This window comes from Microbacterium sp. Be9 (assembly GCF_011754135.1).
GTDB lineage: Bacteria > Actinomycetota > Actinomycetes > Actinomycetales > Microbacteriaceae > Microbacterium > Microbacterium maritypicum_A.
Map to the genome: position 1 here is coordinate 151458 of NZ_WNWT01000003.1, position 23344 is coordinate 174801.

The 23344-nt window shown below is 69.5% G+C and carries 24 protein-coding genes; 14 read left to right on the forward strand and 10 right to left on the reverse strand.

Annotation, left to right across the window (positions count from 1 at the left end):
- Nucleotides 1-14: 14 nt before the first annotated feature.
- The 4 genes from GLO27_RS03550 to GLO27_RS03565 are packed head-to-tail and all read right to left on the reverse strand — an operon-like array spanning nt 15 to nt 2765.
- Nucleotides 15-248 (reverse strand): MoaD/ThiS family protein, encoded by a 234-nt coding sequence (locus GLO27_RS03550; protein ID WP_029265098.1) that lies wholly within the window; start codon nt 246-248, stop codon nt 15-17.
- The gene (gene moaC, locus GLO27_RS03555; protein ID WP_167253637.1) at nt 245-739 is read right to left on the reverse strand and encodes a cyclic pyranopterin monophosphate synthase MoaC; all 495 of its coding nucleotides are present in this window, start codon (nt 737-739) and stop codon (nt 245-247) included. The genes GLO27_RS03550 and moaC overlap by 4 nt, the downstream gene beginning before the upstream one ends.
- Nucleotides 736-1971, reverse strand: a complete 1236-nt coding sequence (gene glp, locus GLO27_RS03560) for a gephyrin-like molybdotransferase Glp (RefSeq protein WP_167253639.1) — start codon at nt 1969-1971, stop codon at nt 736-738. Before glp ends, moaC begins: the two co-directional genes overlap by 4 nt.
- Nucleotides 1968-2765 carry a HesA/MoeB/ThiF family protein gene (locus GLO27_RS03565; RefSeq protein WP_029265097.1) on the reverse strand — a complete coding sequence of 266 codons (798 nt, stop codon included), beginning with the start codon at nt 2763-2765 and terminating at the stop codon, nt 1968-1970. The genes glp and GLO27_RS03565 overlap by 4 nt, the downstream gene beginning before the upstream one ends.
- A gap of 219 nt (nt 2766-2984) precedes the next feature.
- Here GLO27_RS03565 and GLO27_RS03570 point away from each other — a divergent pair, with 219 nt between their 5' ends.
- On the forward strand, nt 2985-4010 hold the full coding sequence (locus GLO27_RS03570) for a tellurite resistance/C4-dicarboxylate transporter family protein (protein WP_167253641.1): 1026 nt from the start codon (nt 2985-2987) through the stop codon (nt 4008-4010).
- On the opposite strand, the gene GLO27_RS03575 is transcribed toward GLO27_RS03570, so the two are convergent.
- The gene (locus tag GLO27_RS03575) at nt 3964-5337 is read right to left on the reverse strand and encodes a D-alanyl-D-alanine carboxypeptidase (protein ID WP_167253643.1); all 1374 of its coding nucleotides are present in this window, start codon (nt 5335-5337) and stop codon (nt 3964-3966) included. The two genes, GLO27_RS03570 and GLO27_RS03575, sit on opposite strands and share 47 nt — an antisense overlap.
- 156 nt (nt 5338-5493) lie before the next feature.
- Between GLO27_RS03575 and GLO27_RS03580 the strand changes: the two genes are divergently transcribed.
- The 6 genes from GLO27_RS03580 (at nt 5494) to GLO27_RS03605 (ending at nt 10459) form a co-directional block, all read left to right on the forward strand.
- Nucleotides 5494-5886, forward strand: a complete 393-nt coding sequence (locus tag GLO27_RS03580; RefSeq protein ID WP_021199267.1) for a TOBE domain-containing protein — start codon at nt 5494-5496, stop codon at nt 5884-5886.
- A 1-nt stretch (nt 5887) separates the two neighbouring features.
- On the forward strand, nt 5888-6676 hold the full coding sequence (modA, locus tag GLO27_RS03585) for a molybdate ABC transporter substrate-binding protein (protein ID WP_167253645.1): 789 nt from the start codon (nt 5888-5890) through the stop codon (nt 6674-6676).
- A gap of 2 nt (nt 6677-6678) precedes the next feature.
- The gene (modB, locus tag GLO27_RS03590) at nt 6679-7461 is read left to right on the forward strand and encodes a molybdate ABC transporter permease subunit (RefSeq protein WP_167253762.1); all 783 of its coding nucleotides are present in this window, start codon (nt 6679-6681) and stop codon (nt 7459-7461) included.
- Complete coding sequence (locus GLO27_RS03595; RefSeq protein ID WP_167253647.1) at nt 7458-8552, forward strand: ABC transporter ATP-binding protein; 1095 nt, start codon at nt 7458-7460, stop codon at nt 8550-8552. The genes modB and GLO27_RS03595 overlap by 4 nt, the downstream gene beginning before the upstream one ends.
- Before the next feature lie 117 nt (nt 8553-8669).
- Nucleotides 8670-9764, forward strand: a complete 1095-nt coding sequence (moaA, locus tag GLO27_RS03600; RefSeq protein ID WP_136023950.1) for a GTP 3',8-cyclase MoaA — start codon at nt 8670-8672, stop codon at nt 9762-9764.
- Nucleotides 9765-9772: 8 nt separating this feature from the next.
- Nucleotides 9773-10459 carry a hypothetical protein gene (locus tag GLO27_RS03605; protein ID WP_021199262.1) on the forward strand — a complete coding sequence of 229 codons (687 nt, stop codon included), beginning with the start codon at nt 9773-9775 and terminating at the stop codon, nt 10457-10459.
- Here GLO27_RS03605 and GLO27_RS03610 read toward each other — a convergent pair.
- A complete protein-coding gene (locus GLO27_RS03610; protein WP_021199261.1) occupies nt 10456-10923 on the reverse strand; it encodes a GNAT family N-acetyltransferase in 468 nt (155 codons plus the stop codon). The genes GLO27_RS03605 and GLO27_RS03610 overlap by 4 nt on opposite strands.
- Before the next feature lie 116 nt (nt 10924-11039).
- Here GLO27_RS03610 and GLO27_RS03615 point away from each other — a divergent pair, with 116 nt between their 5' ends.
- A complete protein-coding gene (locus GLO27_RS03615) occupies nt 11040-11309 on the forward strand; it encodes a ribbon-helix-helix protein, CopG family (protein WP_021199260.1) in 270 nt (89 codons plus the stop codon).
- 104 nt (nt 11310-11413) lie between these two features.
- Here GLO27_RS03615 and GLO27_RS03620 read toward each other — a convergent pair whose 3' ends face one another.
- Together GLO27_RS03620 and GLO27_RS03625 are read right to left on the reverse strand one after the other, a co-directional pair.
- The gene (locus GLO27_RS03620; RefSeq protein ID WP_167253649.1) at nt 11414-12628 is read right to left on the reverse strand and encodes an amidohydrolase; all 1215 of its coding nucleotides are present in this window, start codon (nt 12626-12628) and stop codon (nt 11414-11416) included.
- A 53-nt stretch (nt 12629-12681) separates the two neighbouring features.
- Nucleotides 12682-13329: a TetR/AcrR family transcriptional regulator gene (locus tag GLO27_RS03625; RefSeq protein WP_021199258.1), complete on the reverse strand. Its 648-nt coding sequence runs from the start codon at nt 13327-13329 to the stop codon at nt 12682-12684.
- A 158-nt stretch (nt 13330-13487) separates the two neighbouring features.
- Between GLO27_RS03625 and GLO27_RS03630 the strand changes: the two genes are divergently transcribed.
- The 6 genes from GLO27_RS03630 (at nt 13488) to GLO27_RS03655 (ending at nt 21319) form a co-directional block, all read left to right on the forward strand.
- Nucleotides 13488-15146, forward strand: coding sequence for an ABC transporter substrate-binding protein (locus GLO27_RS03630; RefSeq protein WP_029265087.1), 1659 nt, complete (start codon nt 13488-13490; stop codon nt 15144-15146).
- Nucleotides 15147-15219: 73 nt separating this feature from the next.
- Nucleotides 15220-16044, forward strand: coding sequence for an ABC transporter ATP-binding protein (locus GLO27_RS03635; protein WP_021199256.1), 825 nt, complete (start codon nt 15220-15222; stop codon nt 16042-16044).
- Nucleotides 16041-16847 (forward strand): ATP-binding cassette domain-containing protein, encoded by an 807-nt coding sequence (locus tag GLO27_RS03640; RefSeq protein ID WP_021199255.1) that lies wholly within the window; start codon nt 16041-16043, stop codon nt 16845-16847. The genes GLO27_RS03635 and GLO27_RS03640 overlap by 4 nt, the downstream gene beginning before the upstream one ends.
- Entirely contained in the window at nt 16844-17932 is a 1089-nt protein-coding gene (locus GLO27_RS03645; protein ID WP_021199254.1) for an ABC transporter permease, read from the forward strand. Before GLO27_RS03640 ends, GLO27_RS03645 begins: the two co-directional genes overlap by 4 nt.
- A gap of 1 nt (nt 17933) precedes the next feature.
- Nucleotides 17934-19073, forward strand: coding sequence for an ABC transporter permease (locus GLO27_RS03650; RefSeq protein ID WP_167253651.1), 1140 nt, complete (start codon nt 17934-17936; stop codon nt 19071-19073).
- Entirely contained in the window at nt 19073-21319 is a 2247-nt protein-coding gene (locus tag GLO27_RS03655; protein ID WP_167253653.1) for a glycoside hydrolase family 3 N-terminal domain-containing protein, read from the forward strand. The genes GLO27_RS03650 and GLO27_RS03655 overlap by 1 nt, the downstream gene beginning before the upstream one ends.
- 49 nt (nt 21320-21368) lie before the next feature.
- On the opposite strand, the gene GLO27_RS03660 is transcribed toward GLO27_RS03655, so the two are convergent.
- Both GLO27_RS03660 and soxR read right to left on the reverse strand, forming a co-directional pair.
- The gene (locus GLO27_RS03660; RefSeq protein WP_167253655.1) at nt 21369-22718 is read right to left on the reverse strand and encodes a DUF1254 domain-containing protein; all 1350 of its coding nucleotides are present in this window, start codon (nt 22716-22718) and stop codon (nt 21369-21371) included.
- 64 nt (nt 22719-22782) lie between these two features.
- Complete coding sequence (gene soxR, locus GLO27_RS03665) at nt 22783-23232, reverse strand: redox-sensitive transcriptional activator SoxR (protein ID WP_021199250.1); 450 nt, start codon at nt 23230-23232, stop codon at nt 22783-22785.
- Nucleotides 23233-23344: the final 112 nt, after the last annotated feature.

The window sequence follows — 23344 nt, forward strand, 5'->3', positions numbered from 1 at the left end:
CAGGTGGCGTGTGGTCATCCACCCGCGAAGGGCGGGAGCACGTCGATGAGGTCCGCGTCGTCGAGGGCGAGGTCGCCGTCGGTGCGCACCCCGTCGACGAGCACCGCGCAGCGCGGCAGGATGTCGACGAGGGCCGGATGCTCGGCGACGACCGCCGCGCGCAGGGCGACGAGTGACCGCTCCCCGCGCTCCTCGACGTCGGTTCCCGCAGCCTCCGCAGCAGCGGCGAAGTAGCGCACCCGCGTCATCGGGGGTCTCCGGGGTCTGCTTCGCCCGGACGGACCCAGTCGCCGGAACGGCCGCCCGACTTCGCCACGATCCGCACGTCTTCGATCACGACGGTGCGGTCGACGCCCTTGATCATGTCGACGATCGCGAGGGCGGTGACCGACACGGCCGTCAGCGCCTCCATCTCGACACCGGTGCGGTCGGCGGTGCCCACCGTCGCCTCGATGCGCACGCCGTCGTCGACGATCTCGAGGTCGACGCTCGCCCGATGCACGCCGATCACGTGTGCCAGCGGCAGCAGCGCGGGGGTGGACTTGGCCGCCTGGATGCCCGCGATGCGTGCCACGGCGAGCACGTCGCCCTTCGGCACGGTGCCATCGCGGAGGGCGGTGATCACGTCGGGGCTGCAGCGGACGAAGCCTCGGGCCGTCGCGGTGCGCACGGTCGGCTGCTTCGCGGTCACGTCGACCATGTGCGCGCGGCCCACCGCGTCCAGGTGAGGAAAGCTCATCCGACCAGCATGACATCGATGACGTCGCCCACGGCCACGGTCTCGACCTCGGCCGGCACGATCGCGAACGCGTGCGCACGGGCGAGTCCGCCCGCGAGGTGCGATCCCGATCCGCCGGCGGTGGCCGGGCGGACGGTGCGGGCCGCGAGGTCGACGACGGCGGGAAGGTACTGGCGTCGGCCCGGCGGCGGCGTCCATGATGCGTCGGCGGTGAACGCGGCGCGCAGTCGGTGGATCGCGGAGCGCCCCTGCATCGCGAGCAGGGCGGGGCGCACGAACACCTCGAACGACACCGCCACGCTCACGGGGTTGCCCGGCAGTCCGAATACCAGAGACCCGTTCTCGAGCACCCCGAAGGCCTGCGGTTTGCCCGGTTGCATGGCCACCGCGGCGAATTCGACCTGTCCGCCGCCGTCGAAGGCCCCACGCACCGGCTCGTAGGCGCCCGCGCTCACGCCGCCGGTGAACACGATCACATCGGCTCCGCGCGCGACGGCCTCGGCGGTCACGGCTCGGACGGCGTCGGCCTCGTCGGGAACCCGCGCGACCAGCACCACCTCGGCGTCGGCTGCGGCGACCAGCTGTTCGAGCAGGGGACCGTTCGAGTCGGGGATGCGTCCGCGGGCGGGGGCTTCGCCCGGCGCGAGCAGTTCGCTGCCCGTCGACACCACGGCCACGCGCGGAGCCCGCGTCACCGAGACCTCGACGATGCCGGCCGCGACTGCGGCGGCGAGCTGGAAGGGTCCGAGGCGCTCGCCGGCGTGCACGACTTCGTCGCCGGCGCGCAGGTCGGCTCCGCGTCGGCGCACGAACACTCCGGGCTTGGCCGGGGCGTGCAGCACCGTCACCTCGCCGAGGGAGTCGGCGAGACCGCCGGCCGTGTCCTCGAAGGGCACGATCACGTCGGCATCGGTGGGGGTGGGCGAGCCGGTCATGATGCGTGCGGCTTCGCCGACGCCGAGCGCAGGGTCGAGGGCGACTCCGGCGGGCAGGTCGGCGACCACGCGCAGGGTGACCGGATTCTCCTCGGACGCGTCGGCGACATCCGCACGTCGTACCGCGAAGCCGTCCATGGCGGAGTTGTCGAACAGGGGGATGTCGTGGGCGGCGGCTGCGGCAGCGGTGAGCGTGCGCCCCGCGGCAGCCGCCACCGGCCGTGTCTCGTGCTCGATGACGTGGACGGCATCGAGCACGCGCGCGAGCTGTTCCTCGACCGTGCGGCGGCCGGTCATGCGCGGGCCCCCGCGGTGGCCTCCGGGGTCGTGGCGGTTGCCGGGCGGATCACGATCTCGTGCTGCCGGGACGTGAGCGCATCGACCATCGCGAGTCGTCCGAGCAGCGGCTCGCCTGCGCCCGTCACGAGTTTGATCACCTCGCCGGCGAGCATCCCGCCGACCTGCACGCACAGGGCGCCGAGCACACCGACCTGGGCGCAGCTGGGGGGTTCGCCCTCGGTGCCGACCGGGAAGAGGTCGGCGAGCACGACCGGCTCTCCCGCGGGCGGGTCCGACCAGAAGACCGTGGCCTGCGCGTGCCACTCCTGCACAGCTCCCCACACGAGGGGAAGTCCGAGCGCTTCGCAGGCGGCGGCCACCTCACGACGGGTCGCGAACGTGTCGCTCGTGTCGACCACCACGTGGGCGCCCGTGAGCAGGCGCTCGGCATTGGACGCATCCAGGCGCTCGGGGGCCGGGGTCACGACGGTGTGCGGGGCGAGGGCGGTGATGGCGCGTGCGGCCGATGCGGTCTTGCGCGTCCCGATGTCCTCCACCCGGTGCGCGAGCTGACGCTGCAGATTGGTGAGCTCCACCACGTCGTCGTCGATCACCGTGAGCGATCCGACCCCGGCGGCGGCCAGGGCGAGGAGCACAGGGGATCCGAGTCCGCCCGCGCCGACGATCGTGACGTGAGCGGCGTTGAGGCGGCGCTGTCCCTCCTCGCCGATGCCGGCGAGCACCGCGTGCCGCGCCGTGCGGACGAGTTCTTCCGGCTCCAGCACGGGAGCGGGGGCGACGAGAGGCTGCATGGACTCAGCGTATGCCCGTCGGGTCGCGACGTCGCGGCTCGCCTGATCGTGCCGCGGCGGATGTTCTGACATCCTCGACTGCAGAGGCGCGCGGTACCGCGGCCGACATCGGTGACGATCTTCGAGAGGTGTCGGATGGTGGACTGCGGCGAGAAGACGGGCGCGGAGCAGGGGACCCTCGCCCGCATGCCGCAGGAGTACCGGCGGTCGATCTGAGTGATGTCCGTGCGCACGATGATCGAACGGCTTCCGCCCGCGGGATTCTCCTTCGTGATGGCGACCGGCATCGTCGGCACCTCTTTCGTCGCGATCGGACTGTCCCCGATCGGGGCCGTGGCGTACGTGCTCGCCGTCGGCGGGTATGCGCTCCTGCTGATCGCCACCGTCGCGCGCGTGCTCCTGGCGCCGGCCGCCGTGCTCCGTGACGCCGGTGACCCGGGCCGCGCATTCGGGTTCTTCACGATCGTGGCGGCGACCGGGGTCACCGCCACCTTGGGTGCGTCGCTCGGGGCCGAGGGGATCCTCCCCGTCGCCCTCGCCCTGGAAGCGCTGCTCTGGGCGCTTCTGACGTACGGGATGCTGCCGTGGCTCGTCACGCACGCTTCCCGGCGGCCCCTGCTCCGCACGGTCGACGGCGGGTGGTTCCTCCTCGTCGTCGCCACCCAGTCGCTGTCGGTCCTGACGAGCGCGACCGCCGGAGGGCACCCCCTGCTGGGCCTTGCGGCGTTCGCGCTCTGGTGCCTGGGGATCGTTCTGTATCTGCTTCTCATGGCGGCGGTGACGGTGCGGCTGCTCGGCCAGGAGATCGCTGCGATCGACGTCGCGCCGACCGCATGGGTGCTGACGGGATCGACCGCGATCTCCGCACTGGCCGCCGCGCGTCTGCTGACGGCAGACTCCGCCGTCCTCCCCGGCACGGAGGGAGCGGTCACCGTCGTGGCGATGGCGCTCTGGTCGTTCGGAACGTTCCTCATCCCGTTCCTCGTGGGGCTCGGCATCCGCGATCTCCGCACGCGTCCGGGCGCGCGTCTGTTCACCGTGGGGTGGTGGAGCATCGTCTTCCCGATCGGCATGTACGCCACCGCGACCATCGCCCTCGGCAGGGCCGCAGGCGTCGGGGAGCTGGTCGCCGTCGGCACGCTCGCGGTGTGGTGCGGTGCTGTCGCCTGGGTGCTGGTCAGCATCCTGGCGATCGGTCTCAGCGTCGAGCGTCTGCGATCGAACCGAGCTGCGACGGGTGGGTGAGGCGCCACCACTCGGACGGCTGCTCGATGCTCCCCTTGATCTCGACCGGAGCGGTGACCGTGTTCGGGCCGGCGGTCCAGGTGACGGTGCCCACGGTGGAGCCGTCCCGATAGGTCGGCGGCGTCTCGATGTCCATCGTCACGGTGATCGGCGTGTCCGACCACGTGAAGATCGACGCCGCCTCGCCGATGACCAGGCGGGCGGAGGAGCCCCACGGCGTCGAGATCGTCCCGACCTCCTGGTCGGGGGTGGCGACGGGCACCTCGTGGAAGCCGGCGCGGACACCGTCCAGGGCGGCGAGCACACCGGCGTTCACCGAATCGCGTGACGACCCACCGAGGATCACGCCGGTCACGGCCAGCGGATCGGTGGTGCCCACGACGAGGGTGGCCGTGTACAGCAGGCTGTAGGTGCCTTCGCCGAGGGTGCCGGTCTTCAGTCCCGTGATCCCGCTGGTGCCGAGAAGGCCGTTGGTGTTGTAGAGCAGGCCCGCTCCGGGGAGCGTGATCGACGGGGTGGCGACGATCTGGGCGATCACCGGGTTCGCGGCGGCGAGCTTTCCGATGGCCACGAGATCGACAGGCGTGCTCGTGTTGCGCGGGCTGATGCCGGTGGGTTCGGTGATGGTCGTGCCGGTCAGTCCTTGGGCGGCGAGCCAATCCCGCGTCGCGCCGAGGAACGCGCTCTGCGACCCGAAGACGTGCGACGACAGCGCCTCGGCATAGTTGCTCGCCGAGGGGATCAGCATGGCCGCCAGGGCATCGCGCAGCGACATCGACGTGCCGGTGGGCATCGGCGCGATCGTGGCGCCCTGCACGTAGTACCGGTCGTAGAGGTCGTGGTCGGCCTTGCCGAACGTGATGGTGGGACCGGGGTCATCGACGGAGGCGAGCGGCGACGCGTCGAGGATGACGAGTGCGGTGATGAGCTTGGTGATGCTCGCGATGGGCAGGGGTTCGCCGGTCCCGCTCGACGACCAGATGCCACTCGCCCCCTCGCCCAGATAGGCGTCCGCGCCGGCGATGCTGATCGCTGACGCACCCGCCGGTGGCGTGGTGATCGCCGCCGCATCGACGGCCGGGACCTGCGGCGTCTGCGTGGTCACCGCCGGCGGATCCACGGGCGCGGTGAGCGCCCACCCGATGTAGCCACCGGCGGCAGCCAGCAGCAGGAAGATGCAGGCCCCGGTGATGATGAGCCCCCGCCGCCTGCGCTTTCGGCGCACCTCCGGATCGATCTGATCACGGGGGGAGAGGAACTCCTGCTCGTGGGACATCAGTTCAGCGAACTCGGAGAGGTCGTCCGCCGGTGGATTCGGTGCCGTCATGGTGACACTCATCTTGGCCGACCCCTGCCGCACGCGCTATCGGCCATTCGGGGGACACGGGAACGGTCTGTCGACGTGCGGAGCGGAAGGGGTATGGATCATTGCAGACTCGGAGATTTTCGAGGAAAATCTCCGCTTCTGCGGTAGATTCTCTCCATGCAGACGTATCGGATCGCTCGCGCAGCGCAGCTGCTCGGCGTGAGCGACGACACCGTCCGGCGTTGGATCGAACAGGGGCTGCTTCCGGTCACCGATGCCGTGCCCGCCGAGATCCCCGGCGATGCCGTCGCGGAACGGGCCGTCGCGCTCGCGGAGGAGGCGAAGAGTGCCGGAGATGTGCTCTCCAGCGCGCGCAACCGCTTCGTGGGAATCGTCACCCGGGTGCAGATCGACGGGCTGATGGCGCAGGTCGACATCCAATCCGGTCCTCATCGCGTGGTCTCGCTGATGTCTGCCGAGGCCGCGCGCGAACTGCACCTCGGGGTCGGCGCGCTCGCCACCGCCTCCGTCAAGGCGACCCAGGTCGTGGTCGAAGTACCGAAAGGGTGACATGAACCGCACGCTCCGCGCCGCCGCCGTCCTCGCCGCCGTCCTCGCCGCGGCCGCACTCGCCCTCACCGGCTGTGCGGGCGCCACCGAGAGCACCGCCTCGCCCTCGCCGTCGGCGGAGAAGAGCGGTGTGAGCGGAGAGCTCACGGTCTATGCCGCCGCATCGCTCAGCGGGGCTTTTGATGCGATCGGCGAGGCGTTCACCGCCGAGAACCCCGACGTGCGGTTCACACCCGTCTACGACGGCTCGTCGACCCTCGTCACGCAGATCCTCGAAGGAGCACCGGCCGACGTATTCGCGTCCGCCGACGAGGCGAACATGGACAAGGCGGCGGATGTGGCGGTCGATCCGACGCTGTTCGCCTCCAACACCCTTGTGATCGCGGTGCCGGCGGGCAACCCGGGCGAGGTGGAGACCCTCTCCGATCTCGCCGACGTGACCACGGTGCTGTGTGCGCCCGAGGTGCCGTGCGGTGCGGCTTCCGCGAAACTGCTCTCGACGGGGGGCGTGACGGTCGACGCCGCCAGTCTCGAGCAGAACGTCACGGCCGTGCTCACGAAGGTCGCCGCCTCCGAGGCCGATGCCGGACTCGTGTACGCCACCGATGTGATCGGTCGCGACGATGTCGAGGTGATCGTGCCCGAGGGTGCGGACGAGGTCGTCAACCACTACCCGATCGCCGCGCTGTCCGATGCGCCGAACGCCGAGGCGGCCGATGCGTTCGTGACGTTCGTGCTGTCGGACGCGGGTCAGAAGATCCTGGCGGACTTCGGCTTCGGGGCCCCGTGAGCGTGACCGGCGCACGTGGATACGCTCCGCGCGCGCTCGCTGTTCCGGCCCTCATCGGACTGTCGTTCCTCATCCTGCCGCTGACCGCACTCGTGGCGCGGGTGCAGTGGTCGACCTTCTTCGCCGATGTGACGTCGGAGGCTGCGCTCTCGGCGCTCCTGCTTTCGCTGTGCACGGGCCTGCTGGCCACCGTGCTGTGCATCGTCGTCGGGGTGCCGCTCGCGCTCTACATCGCCCGCTCCGGGCCCCGCCTGGCCGCGGTGCTGCGTGCCATCGTCACGGTGCCGCTGGTGCTGCCCCCCATGGTGGGCGGCGTCGCGCTGCTCTACCTGTTCGGGCGCGCGGGGTGGCTCGGCGGGCTCGGCCTGTCGTTCAGCACCCCGGCTGTCGTGCTGGCACAGACATTCGTCGCCCTGCCCTTCCTGGTGCTGGCCGTCGAAGGCGCGGTGCGCACCTCGGGCGTCGACTACGAGCGCACAGCGGCAGCGCTCGGAGCCGGACGATGGACGATCCTGCGCCGCATCACCCTGCCGCTCGCCGCGCCGGGCATCGTCGCCGGCGTCGTGCTGTGCTTCGCGCGGGCCATCGGCGAGTTCGGCGCGACGGCGCTGTTCGCCGGGAACCGGCCGGGAGTCACCCAGACGATGCCGCTCGCGATCTACACCGCGTTCAACGGTGCCGGAGTGTCGCAGGGCACGGCGGTCGCCCTCGCCCTGCTGCTGCTCGCCACCGCGATCATCGTGCTGCTGCTCGTGCGCGGCTGGCGACCGGGGGCGGCGCGATGACCCTGGCGAACGGTCTGCCGGCCGAGCGCCGCGCCGCCGTCGAACCGGGACTGCGCGCCGACATCGTGGTCGAGCGCGAGCACTTCGCCGTCGAGGTCGCCGTGCAGGCCGCAGTCGGCGAGACGGTCGCCGTCATGGGACCGAGCGGCGCGGGAAAGTCGACGCTGCTGCAGGCCCTCGCGGGACTCGAGCCACTGACCGCCGGGCAGATCGACGTCGCGGGACGCGTGGTCGACCGCGTGTCCGCGCCCCGCGTGCGGACCACGCCGATGAATCGGGGCATCGTGCTGCTGGGACAGGATGCACGGCTGTTCCCGCATCTCTCGGTGCGCGAGAACGTGGCCTTCGGCCCCCGAGCTGCCGGGGCGGATGCCGGCTCGGCACGCGACCTTGCGGACGAATGGCTCGCGCGCGTGGGACTCCGCGGTGCCGGCGGACGGATGCCCCGCGAGCTCTCCGGCGGGGAGGGGCAACGCGTCGCGGTCGCCCGGGCGCTCGCCGCGTCCCCGCGCGCGGTGCTGCTCGACGAGCCGCTGGTGGCGCTCGACCCGGCGACGGCCGGCGACATCCGACAGATGTTGCGTGATCAGCTGGCCGGGATCACCACGATCGCGGTCACGCACGATGCCGCGGATGCCGTCGCACTGGCGGAGCGGCTCGTGATCATCGAGGCCGGTCGGGTCACACAGAGCGGACCGGTGCGCGCCGTCCTGTCGGCTCCGGCTTCCGAGTTCGTCGCGTCGATCGCGGGGGTCAATCGCGTGGCGGGGGTCGCTGCGGGCGGCGCCTGGCGGAACGGAGATCTGCACCTCACGACCACGGATGCCGGCTCGCTCGCGCTCGCCGCAGTCGACGGCACCCCTCTCGCTGCGGTCTTCCGCCCCGAGCACGTGCGCGTCGTCGACGCCGCGGATCCGGATGCCTGGCGCACCGAGGTCACGCGACTCGAGCCCACCCTCGCCGGTGTGCGCGTGCAGACCGCGGGATGCGCCGTCGATGTCTCCCTCGCCGACGCTGCCGTGCTCGCGCCGGGAGATGCGGTCCACCTGCGGGTAGACCCCGCGCACGTGAGCTTCGTGCCCGTGCTCTGACGAAGTCGCCGCCGACGCTTCCGGACACTGGCAATCTGCCGGTCGTCGCCACGAAACCGGCCCTGCCCCGGTCGTCGCGGGTTACTCTCAAAAGATGACGGGGAGTGGGGAAGCGCCATGGCGGCCGTACCGGTCGTGATCGGTGTGCGCGCGCCGCGCGTCGATCCGTCTCCGCAGGCCGCCTCTCTCGCAGGAATCGGCGGAGGTCTCGTCGACACGCACGGCCGGGTGCATCGCGATCTGCGCATCTCGCTCACCGATCGCTGCTCCCTGCGCTGCACGTACTGCATGCCCGAGCAGGGCAACGAGTGGCTCGCCCGCACGAGCATCCTCTCCACCGACGAGATCGTCGAGGTGGCCGAAGTGGCCGCGGCCCTCGGCATACGCACCTTCCGGCTCACCGGCGGCGAGCCGCTGCTGCGGACCGACATCGTCGAGGTGGTGAGGCGAATCTCCCGCATCGAGGGGGAGGAGGGCCCCGTCGAGGTCGCGATGACCACCAACGGCATCAGCCTCGCCCAGAAGCTCCCGGCCCTGATCGATGCCGGGCTCACTCGCCTCAACATCAGCATCGACACGGTCGATCGTCAGCGCTTCGCCGACCTGACCAGGCGCGACCGCCTCGACGATGTGTTCGAGGGCATCGCTGCGGCTGCGGCATCCGAGCTCCGCCCGCTCAAGCTCAACGCGGTCGCGATGCGCGGCGTCAACGACGACGAGCTGGTCGACCTCGTGGAGTTCGCGATGAGCGTCGGCGCGCAACTGCGATTCATCGAGCAGATGCCGCTCGACGCCGGACACACCTGGGACCGGGCCTCGATGGTCACGCGCGAGGAGATCCTCGCGTCGCTCGGGGAACGCTGGCGTCTCGATCCGGTCGAGGGGCGGGGAGGCGCACCCGCCGAGAAGTGGCGGATCGACGGCGGCCCGCATGAGGTCGGTGTGATCGCCTCGGTCACGGCCCCGTTCTGCGGCGCCTGCGACCGCCTGCGGCTGACGGCCGACGGCCAGCTGCGCAACTGCCTCTTCTCACTCGCCGAGTACGACCTGACCGGGCTGCTGCGCGGTGAGTCGGCCGCTGCGCCGGGGGAGCGCGCCGACGAGATCGCCACATTGCTGCGCTCGTGCGTGCACGGCAAGCTGCCGGGGCACGCGATCGACGACCCCTCCTTCCTGCAGCCGGCCCGCGGGATGAACGCGATCGGCGGCTGACCGGGCCCGTGCGCACCACGCAATCACGCTCGGCAGTGCTGTCGCAGCTCTGGGACGAGATCGAGAGTCTCCGTCCAGACGATCGGATCCTGGTGGCGCTCGACGGCTTCGACGGCGCAGGGAAGACGCATCTCTCTCACGAACTCTCAGCACAGGCTCGACGACGCGAAGGCCGGCCGGTCGTCGGCGTGAGCATCGACGGATTCCATCGCCCGAAGGCCGAGCGCATCGCAGCGGGCACAGGACCGGAGGGCTTCTACTCCGGTTCCTACCGATACGACGCGTTCCGCGCCTGTGTCGTCGATTCCCTGCGCGCGCACGGGGCGATCACGCCGGCTGTCTGGGACGTCGGTCGTGACGAACCCGTCGACCCTGCACCGATCGCCGTCCCTCCGACGGGGGTCGTCCTCGTCGACGGGATCTTTCTCCAGCGCCCCGAAATCGCCGCCGTGTGGGATGCCACGGTCTGGGTCCATGCGCCGTTCGAGGTCAGCGTCCCCCGGGGCAACGCCCGATTCCCGGGGAGCCACGACCCCGATCCGGAGGCGCCGTCCAACCGCCGGTACGTCGGTGGGCAGCGTCTGTACGTCGCGGAGGCCCGACCGCAGGAGCGGGCGACCTGGGTCTGGGACAACACGGTCCTCGACCGGCCGACAGTGCGGCGGAACGGGGATCCTTCGGCTTCGGCCGACTAGCGAAGACGCCGCTCGAAGACCACGTTGATCGGAGTGAACCCCATTGCCTCGAAGAACGTGTGCGCGTCGTGGTTGAACGACCACGAATCGAGTCTCACCGCATCTACGTCCTCTGCGCGCCCGATGGCGACGGCAGCGTCCATCAGTTGCTGACCGACGCCTTGTCGCCGTTGGCCGGGGTCGACAGCGATGTGGTGCACATACAGGCTCTTGGACGCGTGACGGAACGGATTCGCAGGTCGCGCGTTGACCTCGGCGAGTATGTAGCCGCCGACCGCGCCGTCCACGTCCGCGATGAGGACGATCGCACCCTCAGCTAGCTGCTCGGCGAGGAACGCACGCAGCGCCTCCGGTTCTGGCTCTCTGAAAAGATCGGGTCTCCCCTCCGCGTGTAGCAGTTGGACCCCGGCGTTGAGGGCGCTGAGCCGATCGATGTCTGCTGTTGTCGCTCTTCGAACCAACATGGCCGAAGCCTATCGACCGACGGCTTTCGGGACTTCGGAGGCTGATCCGCGGTGCGGGGCCGCGACGGCTTCTTGTTCGTATACACAAATCGGTGATTTTCGTATACGCCAATGGCATGAGCGAGCACCTGTTGAACGGCAGGCCCGTGACCGACGAGCAGATCCAGGCGTGGGCAGATGAGGCCGAGGCCGGCTATGACCTGTCGACACTTCCCAAGCCGCGTCGAGGTCGACCGACCGTGGGCGATGGGCCCGGCGTGGTAATTCCGGTCCGGCTCGACGCAACCACCATCGCTGCCCTGACGGCGCGCGCTGAGGCCGAGGGCATCGCCACGCGCTCTGAGGCGATTCGCGCCGCGGTGCGCGAGTGGGCACACGTTGCCTGAACTGCACGGATCAGCCCGCAAGCACTACCGACGTGACCAACTCGACGAACTCCAAGTCGTCCCCGCCATCGTCATGTCCGGGGTGAGCGCATCGCCCCGGCCCTCTACGCGAGGAACTCCCGGGCCGCGGCCGACAGCGCGGTGACGCCGACCTCGATCGTCGGGTGGATCTCCGGTGCGAAGAACGGCGAGTGGTTGGTGGGGATGTCCTCGCCCAGGCGGCCCGCGGCGACTGCTTCGGCGAACCGGGCGGGGTCGATGCCGCCCCAGAACCAGAACACGAGGGGTGCCCCGGCGTCGCGGGCGAACCACGAGACGTCTTCGCTGCCGGTGAACATTCCGGGGTCGATGACGGCCGCCTCGCCCAGGGCGCGCTGCAGGGCCGCGGTCACCCGGACGGTGGCGTCCTCGTCGTTGATGGTGGCGGGGAGCGTGTGGTCGGTGCGGATCTCGGGCTCCCGCTCGGCGCCCGAGGCGGTGGCCTCTGCCCGCACGATGCGCTCGACGCTCGCGAGCACCTTGTCGCGCATCTCCTCGTTCGGATAGCGCAGGCTGAGCTCGAGCTTCGCCTCGGCGGGGATGATGTTGTTCTTGAGGCCCGCGTGGATCGATCCCACGGTCACGACGGCGACGCCCTGCGGGTCGATCTCGCGCGAGGCGATGGTCTGCAGGCGCATCACGGTGGCGGCGGCCATGACGACGGGGTCGATCGTGGCATGCGGGCGCGAGCCGTGTCCGCCGCGGCCGTGCAGGGTGACGGTGAGTCCGTCGGAGGCGGCCATCTGCGTGCCGCTGCGCACGCCGATCACGCCGGCGGGCAACGGGGTCACGTGCTGGCCGAGCACCACGTCGGGCTTCGGGTAGCGGTCGAGGATCCCGTCGTCGAGCATCGCTCGCGCTCCGGCGCCGTACTCCTCGGCAGGCTGGATCAGCACGACGAGGGTGCCCGACCAGTCGGATCGCTCGGCGACGAGCTTCTCGACCGCACCGATCATGGCGGTGACGTGCATGTCGTGACCGCAGGCGTGCATGACGGGAACGGTGGTGCCCGCGGGGTCGACGCCCTTCGCCGTGCTCGCGTAGGACAGACCGGTCTGCTCCTCGACGGGCAGTGCGTCCATGTCGGCTCGCACCCAGACGACCGGGCCTTCGCCGTTGCGCAGCACTCCGACCACGCCGGTCACCCCGACGCCCTCCTCGACCTCGAGCCCCAGATCGCGCAGGTGCTGGGCGGCGATGCCGGCGGTGCGCGTCTCCTGGAACGAGAGCTCAGGATGCTGGTGCAGGTCGATGTAGAGCGCTTCGAGGTCGATCGTCATGGCCCGAGCTTAGCCCGGCCGGCGGTCGTTGCCGAGGGCCCGCGATCGACGGATCAGGCGGGGTGCACGTACGTCGGCAGCGCCGGCCCGGGGTGCAGCACGGCGTTCACGATCGCCTGGATCGCGAATTCGCTGGCTCCGCCGAGCTCGACGACGTCGGGGTGCAGGAGCCACTGCAGCTGCAGACCGTCCATCACCGCGAGGATCGCGGCGGCGGCTGCGGCGATCGTGTCGGGATCGCGCACACCCTCCTGGGCGCACAGCTCGTGGAACGCCGCCGTGACCTCGCGACGCAGGGTCGTGTAGCGGTCCTCGAAGAAGTGCCGCGCCGGGTGGTCGTCGGTCACCGACTCGGCGGACAGCACCGTATAGGCCTGCACGATGCCGGGCCGCTTCTCGTTCGCGAACGCCGTGCGCACCAGATGCAGGAACAGCTCAGGGCCGTCCGGGATGTGCTTCTCGGCGAGCTCGGCGACGTCGGCCTGGTCGCGATAGGCGAGAACCTCGAGCAGCAGCTTCTGCTTCGAGCCGAAGTGGTGCAGGACGCCGGCGTGGGTGATGCCGACCTGCTCGGCCACGTCGGCCAGAGTGCCGTTGGTCGAGCCCTTGTTGCCGAAGATCTCGACGGCTGCTTTGAGGATCTGCTCGCGTTTCGCGAGGGTCGCCGGGCGCACGCGCACTGTCTGGTCGCTGTCTACCACCGCGGCCTCCTCTCCATCGTCGGGCTGTGCTTGCGATCAAACTTACTACTCGGTAACCTCACGAGAGCTTACTTTCTCGACAGTAAGCAAATCACGACAGTCGGTGGACTCCCGTCCTCCGGCGACGCAGCACAAAGACCCGTGCCCTAGGAGAAGCAATGAAGCTCAGAAAGTCTCTGATCGCCGCGACCGCGATCACCGCCCTCGGCGTATCGGCCCTCGCCGGATGCTCGGCTGGCGGTGGATCCGACGATGGCGCCGGTTCCGCATCCCTCACCATCGCGAAGCCCGACGGCGCGATCACCACCGAATCCAACAACCCCTTCGTCGGCGACTCGTCCGCCTCGAAGTACGGCTACGGCAAGGTGATCTTCGAGACCCTCGCCCTCGTGAACCAGACCGGCGACCGCGGCGTCACTCCGTGGCTCGCCGACAGCCTGGAATGGAACGACGACTACACGGTGCTCACTGTCGTTCCTCGCGCCGACGTCACCTGGAGCGACGGCGAGCCCTTCACCGCCGAAGACATCGTCTACTCCTACGAGCTCGCCTCCACCCCCGCCCTCGACACCGCGGGCCTCCAGCTCGACAGCGCTGCCGTCGACGGCGACAAGGTCGTGCTGACCTTCGCCGCGTCGAAGTACGTCAACCAGGCCCGCGCCCTGCACGTGCCGATCGTCCCGAAGCACATCTGGGAGAACCTCGACGACCCGGCCACCGACCCCGTCAAGGGCGATGACCTGGTGGGCACCGGACCCTACGTCCTCTCGAACTGGTCGACCGAGTCGGTCACGCTCGACGCCCGCGACGACTACTGGGGCGGCGACCTGGCTGTGCCCGAGCTGCACTACGTCTCGTACGGCGACAACACGGCTCTCACCACGGCCCTCGCGAACGGCGACGCCGACTGGGCGCAGGCGTTCATCCCGCAGATCGAGGAGCAGTTCCTCTCGGCCGATCCCGAGCACAACAAGTTCTGGGCGGCTCCCACCACCGGTTCCGCGACGCTGTTCATGAACCTGCAGCAGAAGCCGTTCGACGACCCGGCCTTCCGTCAGGCGCTCGCCTGGGTGATCGACCGCGACGCCTACGTCGACATCGCCCGCGAAGGCGCCAGCGAGGCCGTCTGGTCGGTGACGGGACTCTCCTCGATCCTCGACGACGAGATCCAGCCCGAGTTCCAGGGCAAGGAGTACGCGGTCGACGCCGAGAAGGCCCGCGACCTGCTCACCACCGCCGGGTACACCTGGAAGGACGACGCGCTGATCGACCCCGACGGCGCACCCGTCTCGTTCACGCTCTCCGTCCCCTCCGGCTGGAGCGACTGGAACACCGCGCAGGAGCTGATCGCCGAAGACGTCACGGAGGCCATCGGCGCCGAGGTCAAGATCGACATGCCCGACTGGGGCGGCTGGGCCGATCCCCGAGACAACGGCACGTTCTCCGCGATCATCCACTGGCTCGAGGACAGTGGCACGGCCTACGGCCTGTACACCTCGACCATGGACCCGCGATGGATCTCGGACGGGAAGGCCGGCTTCAACTTCGGTCGCTTCGACGACCCGACGGCGACGGCCGCGCTGAACTCCTACGCCAACGCCTCGTCGGACGAGGAGCGCACCGCCGCGGTCGACACGCTGCAGACGATCTTCTCCGAGCAGGTGCCGGCCATCCCGCTGGGCGCGCACCCGCTGCTGGGCGAGTTCAACACCCGCAACTACGTCGGATGGCCTTCGGAAGAGGACCCGTACGCGTCTGCCGACCCGACTCAGCAGAACATCGTGCAGATCCTCACGAAGCTGAAGCCCGCCGAGTAAGCAGCATCCTGCAGGGGAGCCCGCCTCGACGACGGTGCGGGCTCCCCTGATCAGGTCGACGAAGGACACCCTCATGCCAGACCCCCTGCTCAGCGTGCGCGACTTCTCGGTCGTGTACGACGTCGATCCGCCCGTCGAGGCGGTGAAGAACGTCACCCTCGAACTGCAGCGCGGCGAGATCCTCGGTCTCGCCGGTGAGAGCGGATGCGGCAAGACCACGCTCGCCTACGGTGTGCAGCGCCTGCTCCGGGCACCCGCGGTCATCACCGGCGGCAGTGTGACCTTCCACGATGTGACCGGGGTCGACATCGACATCAACGCCCTCGGCGTGGATGCCATGCAGCGGTTCCGCTGGGACAAGGTCTCGATGGTGTTCCAGGGGGCGATGAACGCCCTCAACCCGGTGGCGACGATCGGTTCGCAGCTGGAGGACGTCTTCGAGATCCACCGCCCGGACATGAACCGCAAGCAGCGGCGCGCCGAAGCCGAGGAGCTGCTGGAGATCGTCAAGGTCGGACGCCAGCGCGTGCGCTCCTTCCCGCACGAACTGTCCGGCGGCATGCGCCAGCGCGTGATGATCGCGATGGCCCTCGCGCTGCGTCCGCAGCTGATGGTCATGGACGAGCCGACGACCGCCCTCGATGTGCTGGTCCAGCGGGAGATCCTCAAGCAGATCTCGCAGCTGCGGCACGAATTCGGCTTCTCGGTGATCTTCATCACCCACGACCTTCCGCTGCTCCTGGAGATCAGCGACCGGATCGCGATCATGCGGGAGGGCGAGATCATCGAGCTCGCGACCGCGGAACGCATCTGGACGCAGCCCGAGCACGAGTACACGAAGACACTGCTGTCGTCGTTCCCCCGGCTCACCGGGGAGAGAGGGGTGCTGGTGCGATGACCACCCTCGAATTCCGCGGTGTCACCAAGGCCTACAACGTGCGCGGGGCGGGCCAGATCAAGGCCCTCGACGACGTGAGCTTCACCCTGACCTCCGGGCGCACGATCGGGCTGGTCGGCCAGTCCGGGAGCGGCAAGTCGACGATCGCGAAGATCCTCACCCAGCTCGAGACCCCGACCAGCGGAGAGGTGCTGCTCGACGGCACGCCCATCCCTCGTCGTGGCAAGGGGCTCCGGAAGTACCGGCAGCAGCTGCGCATGGTGTTTCAGGATCCGTTCGCCTCGCTCAACCCGTACCACTCGATCCGCTATCACCTGGAGCGGCCGATCCGTCTCGACGACGTCGTGCCGAAGAAGCAGACGGAGGACGAGGTGCGCCGGCTCCTCGCGCGCGTGCGCCTGGACGCGGACGCGGTGATTGATCGACGCCCGCACGAGCTGTCGGGTGGCCAGCGGCAGCGCGTGGCCATCGCCCGCGCCCTGGCCTCCCGCCCTTCGCTCCTCGTCGCCGACGAGCCGGTCTCGATGCTCGACGTGTCGATCCGCCTCGGCGTGCTGAACCTGCTCGCGGATCTGCAGCGCGAAGAGGGACTCGGCGTGCTCTACATCACGCACGACCTCGCGACCGCCCGCCACTTCAGCGACGAGATCATGGTCCTCAACCAGGGCCGCGTCGTGGAGTACGGCGCCGCCGACGACGTGATCCTCCATCCGCAGGACCCGTACACGCGGGAACTGCGATCCGCTTCCCCCGACCCGGACACGTTCTTCGCGCAGGCCGCATCGAACGGAGGCACCCTGTGAGCACCGCATTCCCCCAGCTCGACGACAACGACCTGGTCGCCCGCGACGCCCTCGAGGTCGGCACCACCGCCACCGCGGCGGAACGCGGACGCCGACGTGTGCCGTGGCGCTTCTTCGCCGGCCGAGCCGCCTTCTACCTGTTCACCCTGTGGGCGGCCATCACCATCAACTTCTTCCTTCCGCGCCTCATGAAGGGCGACGCGGTCAGCTCCTACCTCGCGCGCAACCGCAACGTGAGCCCCGAGGCCGCCGATGCGCTGCGCATCCTGCTCGGCATCGACACCGACAAGTCGATCTGGCAGCAGTACCTCGAGTACTGGGGGATGCTGCTGCGCGGAGACCTCGGCATCTCGACCCTGCACGGTCTGCGGCCCGTGGCGGAGGTGCTCGCCGCCGCCCTCCCGTGGACGCTGGGTCTCGTCGGCATCGCGACCATCATCTCCTTCACGATCGGCACGATCGCCGGGGCCGTCGTCGGCTGGAAGCGCGGCAGCAAGCTCGACGCGATCATCCCGGTGACCACGTTCTTCAACACGATCCCGTACTTCTGGCTCGGACTCATCGCGATCGCGATCTTCTCCTCGACCCTGAAGTGGTTCCCCTCATCGCACGCGTACGACAAGGGTCAATCCCCGGAGTGGAGCTTCGACTTCATCGGCCAGGTGATCATGCACGGCACGCTGCCGGCGCTGACGATCGTGGTCGCCTCGCTCGGCGGATGGGTGCTCGGCATGCGCAACATGATGCTGACCGTGCTCGACGACGACTACATCACCGTGGCTCAGGCCAAGGGCATGCCCAACAAGCGCGTCCTCTGGGGCTATGCCGCTCGCAACGCCGTGCTGCCGCAGATCCAGAGCTTCGCGCTGTCGATCGGCTTCATCGTCGGCGGCACGATCGTGATGGAGATGGTGTTCAGCTATCCGGGCGTCGGCAAGCTGCTGCTCGACGCGACCAACGCCAAGGACTTCGCTCTCATGCAGGGCGTGTTCCTCGTGATCACGCTGTCGGTGCTCGTGGCCAACATCCTCGCGGATGTCGTCTACGCCTACCTCGACCCGCGCACGCGCCAGATGGAGTCCTGACATGACCGTTCCCACCACCGCAGCGAGCACCGCGCCCGACGGGTCGGCCGTCGTCTCCGGCATGCCGGAGACCGCGACCCTGCGCACCCCACCGGCGGGCGCTCCGCCTCGCAAGACGTTCTGGTCGCAGCTCGCCCAGGCGTTCGCGATGTTCCGCAACCCCAAGTCGATCGCCGGGCTCATCATCCTCGGGGTATTCGTGCTCATCGCGATCCTCGCGCCGTGGATCTCACCCTACGGGCCGACGCAGAAGGATCGCACGGCGTTGCGGCAACCGCCCTCCTGGGAGCACTGGCTGGGGACGACGCACATGGGGGAGGACGTGCTGAGTCAGATCATCTACGGCACCCGCGGTGTGATCGTCGTCGGCTTCCTCGCCGCCTTCATCGCCACGATCATCGCGATCACCATCGGTGTGATCGCCGGCTACGTACGCGGCTGGAAGAGCGAGTCGCTCTCGGCGCTGACGAACGTGTTCCTGGTGATCCCCGGCATCCCGCTCATCATCATCATCGCTTCGCAGTTCGAGAACCCGCCGCTGATCGTGATCGCCGCGGTGCTCGGCATCACCGGGTGGGCCTGGGGCGCTCGCGTGCTGCGCGCGCAGACCATGTCGCTGCGCAACCGCGACTTCATCCAGGCCGCGCGTGCGAACGGCGAACCGCTGCGCCGGATCATCACGGTCGAGATGCTGCCGAACCTGATGGCGCTCATCGCCTCCAGCTTCGTCGGCACCGTGACCGCCGCGATCCTCGGCCTCACCACGCTGGCGTTCATCGGGGTGATCCCGGTGAGCAATCTGAACTGGGGCACGATCCTGTTCTGGGCGCAGCAGAACGGCGCCTTCCCGCGTCTGTGGTGGTGGTACGTGCCCGCAGGGCTCTGCATCGCGATCATCGGTGTGGCCCTCTCTCTCATCAACTTCGGCATCGACGAGTACGTCAACCCGCGCCTGCGCTCGGCCGGCGAGCGGGCCAGGGCGATGAAGAAGAAGGGGCTGAACGTGAACGACGCCGTCACGGCCGTCCGCAGCGTGCCCCTGCCGAAGACGACCTCCGATCCCGTAACGTCGGCGACCTCGCCGGACGCCTCCGATTCCTCGAAGACCTCGACCCCGAACTCGACCCAGAACACGAAGTGATGACCTCTCAGACCCTGACCACCCAGCTCCCGTACCAGGACCCCGCACTCTCGATCCCCGAGCGGGTGGCCGACCTCCTCAGCCGCATGACGCTGGAGGAGAAGGTCGGGCAGATGCTCCAGCTCGATGCCCGCGACGACATCGACGACCACATCGCCCGCCGTCACGCCGGATCGATCCTGCACACCTCGCCCGAGCGCATCCTGCGGGCGAACGAGCTCACCGCGCAGACCCGGCTCCGCATCCCGCTGCTGGTGGGAGAGGACTGCATCCACGGCCACTCGTTCTGGCCCGGTGCGACGATCTACCCGACGCAGCTGGGCATGGCCGCATCGTGGGATTCCGACCTCGTCGAACGCGTGGCCCGCGCGACGGCCGAAGAGGTCGCGGTGACCGGCATCCACTGGACCTTCTCGCCGGTGCTGTGCATCGCCCGCGATCTGCGCTGGGGCCGCATCGACGAGACCTTCGGCGAAGACCCGTTCCTGATCGGCGAGCTGGCCTCGGCGATGGTGCGCGGCTACCAGGGCGACGGACTCGACGACCCGACCGCGATCCTCGCGACCGCCAAGCACTTCGCCGGGTATTCCGAGACCCAGGGCGGGCGCGACGCGAGTGAGGCCGACATCTCACGGCGCAAGCTGATCTCCTGGTTCCTGCCGCCGTTCGAGCGCGTCGCCCGCGAGGGGTGCCGCACGTTCATGCTCGGCTACCAGACCACCGACGGAGTGCCGATCACGACCAACGACTGGCTGCTCAGCGATGTGCTGCGCGGCGAGTGGGGCTACACCGGCACGCTCATCACCGACTGGGACAACGTCGGGCGCATGGTGTGGGAGCAGCGGATCCAGCCCGACATCACGCACGCGGCTGCTGCGGCCGTGCGGGCGGGCAACGACATGATCATGACCACGCCGGCCTTCTTCGAGGGTGCGCTCGACGCCGTCGCTCGGGGCATGCTCGCCGAGGACGCCTTCGACGCTGCGGCCGCCCGCATCCTGACCCTGAAGTTCGAGCTGGGCCTGTTCGAGAACCCGCGCCTGCCGGGCACGGAACTCGACGCCGTGGTGGGCAGTGCCGCGCACGCCGAGCTGAACCTCGAGGTCGCCCGCCGTTCGCTCGTGCTGCTCGAGAACGACGGCGTGCTGCCGCTCGATCCCACCTCCGCGCTGAAGGTCGCGGTCACCGGTCCGCTCGCCGACGACGCGCAGACGCAGCTCGGCGACTGGGCCGGCGGCTCCGGGCAGGCGGGCTGGCTCGACGGTCAGCCGCGCGAGATGATCACCACCGTGCTCGACGGGCTGCAGGCGATCGACGGTTGGACCGTCACGCACGCCCGCGGCGCCGACATCCTCACTCTCGAAGAAGACCCGCAGGGGCCGTTCTTCCCCGACAAGCAGCCGCGTCCGCCGGTCGTGAAGGCTTGCGAGCCGGATGCCGCGATGATCGCGGAAGCCGTCGCCGCGGCCTCCGAGTCCGACGTCGTCGTCGCGGTCGTGGGTGATCGGATCGAGCTGGTCGGCGAGGGGCGCTCCACCGCGACGCTCGAACTCATCGGCGGGCAGAACGCCCTGATCGATGCGCTCATCGCGACCGGCACGCCCGTGGTCATCGTGCTGCTGGCCTCGAAGCCGCTCGTGCTCCCGGCATCGGCCTCGAAGGCTGCCGCCGTGATCTGGGCGGCGAACCCCGGCATGCAGGGTGGCCGTGCGCTCGCCGACATCATCTCCGGCGCGGCCGAGCCGTCCGGGCGCCTGCCGATCTCGTTCGCGCGCCACGTCGGTCAGCAGCCGACGTACTACAACCAGATCCGCGGACAGCACGGTGACCGCTACGCCGACCTCACGCAGTCACCGGCCTGGGCGTTCGGCGAGGGGCTGTCGTATACGACGGTCGAGTACTCCGACCTGACGCTCGAGGCGACGACGCTGGGGGAGTCCGACACGATCGTCGGTCACGTCACGGTGTCGAACACGGGCACTCGGCCGGTGCGCGAGACCGTGCAGGTGTACGTGCGCGACTCCGTGACGAGCGTGAGCTGGACCGACAAGGAGCTGAAGACCTTCCGCCAGGTCGACGTCACCCCCGGCGCATCCGTGCGGGTACGCCTGGAGCTGCCGGTCGCCGACTGCACCATCGTCGACGCCGCGGGCAACCGCATCGTCGAGGCCGGCGCGTTCGAGCTGCTGGTCGGCCCGAGCTCCCGCGAAGAGGTGCTCCTCTCCGCCGACTTCGAGGTGCGCTGACCCGCCGCGGCGGGCGAGCGCACCTCGCGATCGACCCGGTGTGCTCGGTTCAGGCCTTCTGGAAGTCGGAGGGCTTCCAGGTGCCGTCGAACGCGGGGGCGCCTGGGCCGTAGATCCGGAAGTAGGCGAACCACTGCGAACCGGGGGTGGTCTGCAGCCATGGCACCTCATCCCGGGGTCGATCGGGACCGAAATGAAGGGTGATCCCGCCGGATCCGTCGGGCGCGAGGTCGTCGCGCAGGCTTGTCAGCACGGGCTTGAACTGCGGGGTGTTGATCTCCGAGCGGGTGTCGAGGTCATAGAGGGTGACAGACCAGAACTGAGTGGCGGGCACGGGTGCGGGAACGGTCAACGTGTACGACGTGGCCCCATCCAGTGCGGCCCCGTCCGCATCGACCGCGGCGAGCCAATAGAGCGAGCCGGCGCCCTCCTTGTGCATGAACATCTTGTCGGTTTCGAGGGTGGCCTGGTAGAACCAGCGCTCCCGCACCGAGAGGTTGAGGAAGTTCTTCTCGTAGTACCCGAAATCTCCCTCGGAGTAGACCACCCACTCCCAATTGCGGTCAGGCCAGACGAGCCGTTCCGGTGCGTCGTCGGCGAACGCCGCCACCACGAGCTGCTCGTTCCCCTTCTCGGCTGCCTCGGACAGGATCGAGACGAGTTCCGCGTCGGGCGCGAAGGGGCGGTCTGCCCGCAGGCCGAGGTCGGCGAGCATGCCGTACTGGTTGTAGAGCGCGGGGGACGGCACATCCATGTCGAGTGCGCGCTTGAGGGCATGCCAATAGTCGATGGTTCCGTCGACCACGCAGGGGTTCGCGACGGCCTTGCGGTCGGACATGTCCACGAACACGTTCGGTGCCGGGTTCTCCGCGTCGGCCCAGGGGTAGACCTTCAGCGTGCGCAGCAGGGCCTTCCCCTTCTCCGGGTCGGGGAACGGTGCGCGCGCGCAGATCAGGAACCTGTTCGTCGGGGGGTGCTTGACGATGTAACCGGACTCGGGCAGGGGTCCGTCGTACCCCGGGGGGACGAACAGGTACTTGGCGCCCTTGCCCTCGTCCTCGCCGACGACGCCCATGTTGGTGACGAACTGGAAGTTCGTGTCATCGATCACGCCGATCAGCGGACCGGCGGGGAGCTCGACGACGACGGGGCCGTCGGTCGTGTCGCCCAACCCGAGTCCGTAGGGGGTGTCCGAGTTCTGGGTGAGGGTGACGAGGTCCGGCGTGGTGAGCTGGATGAGGAGACCGCGGTTGGCGGGCGCCCCGAGCTCTTCGATGGACTCGAAGTTCAGCACCATCGACACCGTCGGATAGAAGAACTTGTACGCCTCGACAGCGCGGTTGAGCAGCGCGTCGCGGCGGATCCTGACGATCTCTTCGGTGGTGGGGAGCTTCTTCATCGGCGGTGTCCCTTCATGGCGTTTCCGCGATCATGTCAGAGACCGTCCGCGCGGGAAAGAGGCGTCAGTCCCGCAGGCGCTGGGGGCCGGCGCCCTGGGTGCCCAGGGCGTCGTCGGGGTTGAGCAGGCCGCACGCCTTCATCGACAGGCACCCGCAGCCGATGCATCCGGTCAGTTCGCGCTCGAGGCGCTCGATGCCCTCGCGACGCTTCTCGAGCTCGCGCTTCCAGCGTCTCGACGCCCGTTGCCAATCGGCGTGGCTCGGAGTCTCGGTCAGGGGCACGTCGGCGAACGCGGTCTGCACGTCCGACAGCGGGATGCCGAGGCGCTTCGCGACCGTGATGAGCGAGACACGACGCAGCATGTGCCGGGCGTAGCGGCGCTGGTTGCCGGGCGTGCGGGTCGAGGCGATCAGGCCGAGCGTCTCGTAGAAGTGCAGGGCGGAGGCGGCGACCCCGGTGCGTCGGGTCATCTCGCCGATCGTCAGCGGCTCGTCTGGTGCGTGCGGACTCATCCGGCGTGCTCTCCCTCCGTCTGCCGTCCCTCGATTTGACCTCAAGTGTACTTGAGGTTTTACGGTTGAGGGGTGGCTCGGAGACGGGCCGAACGAACGAATGAGGACAGCG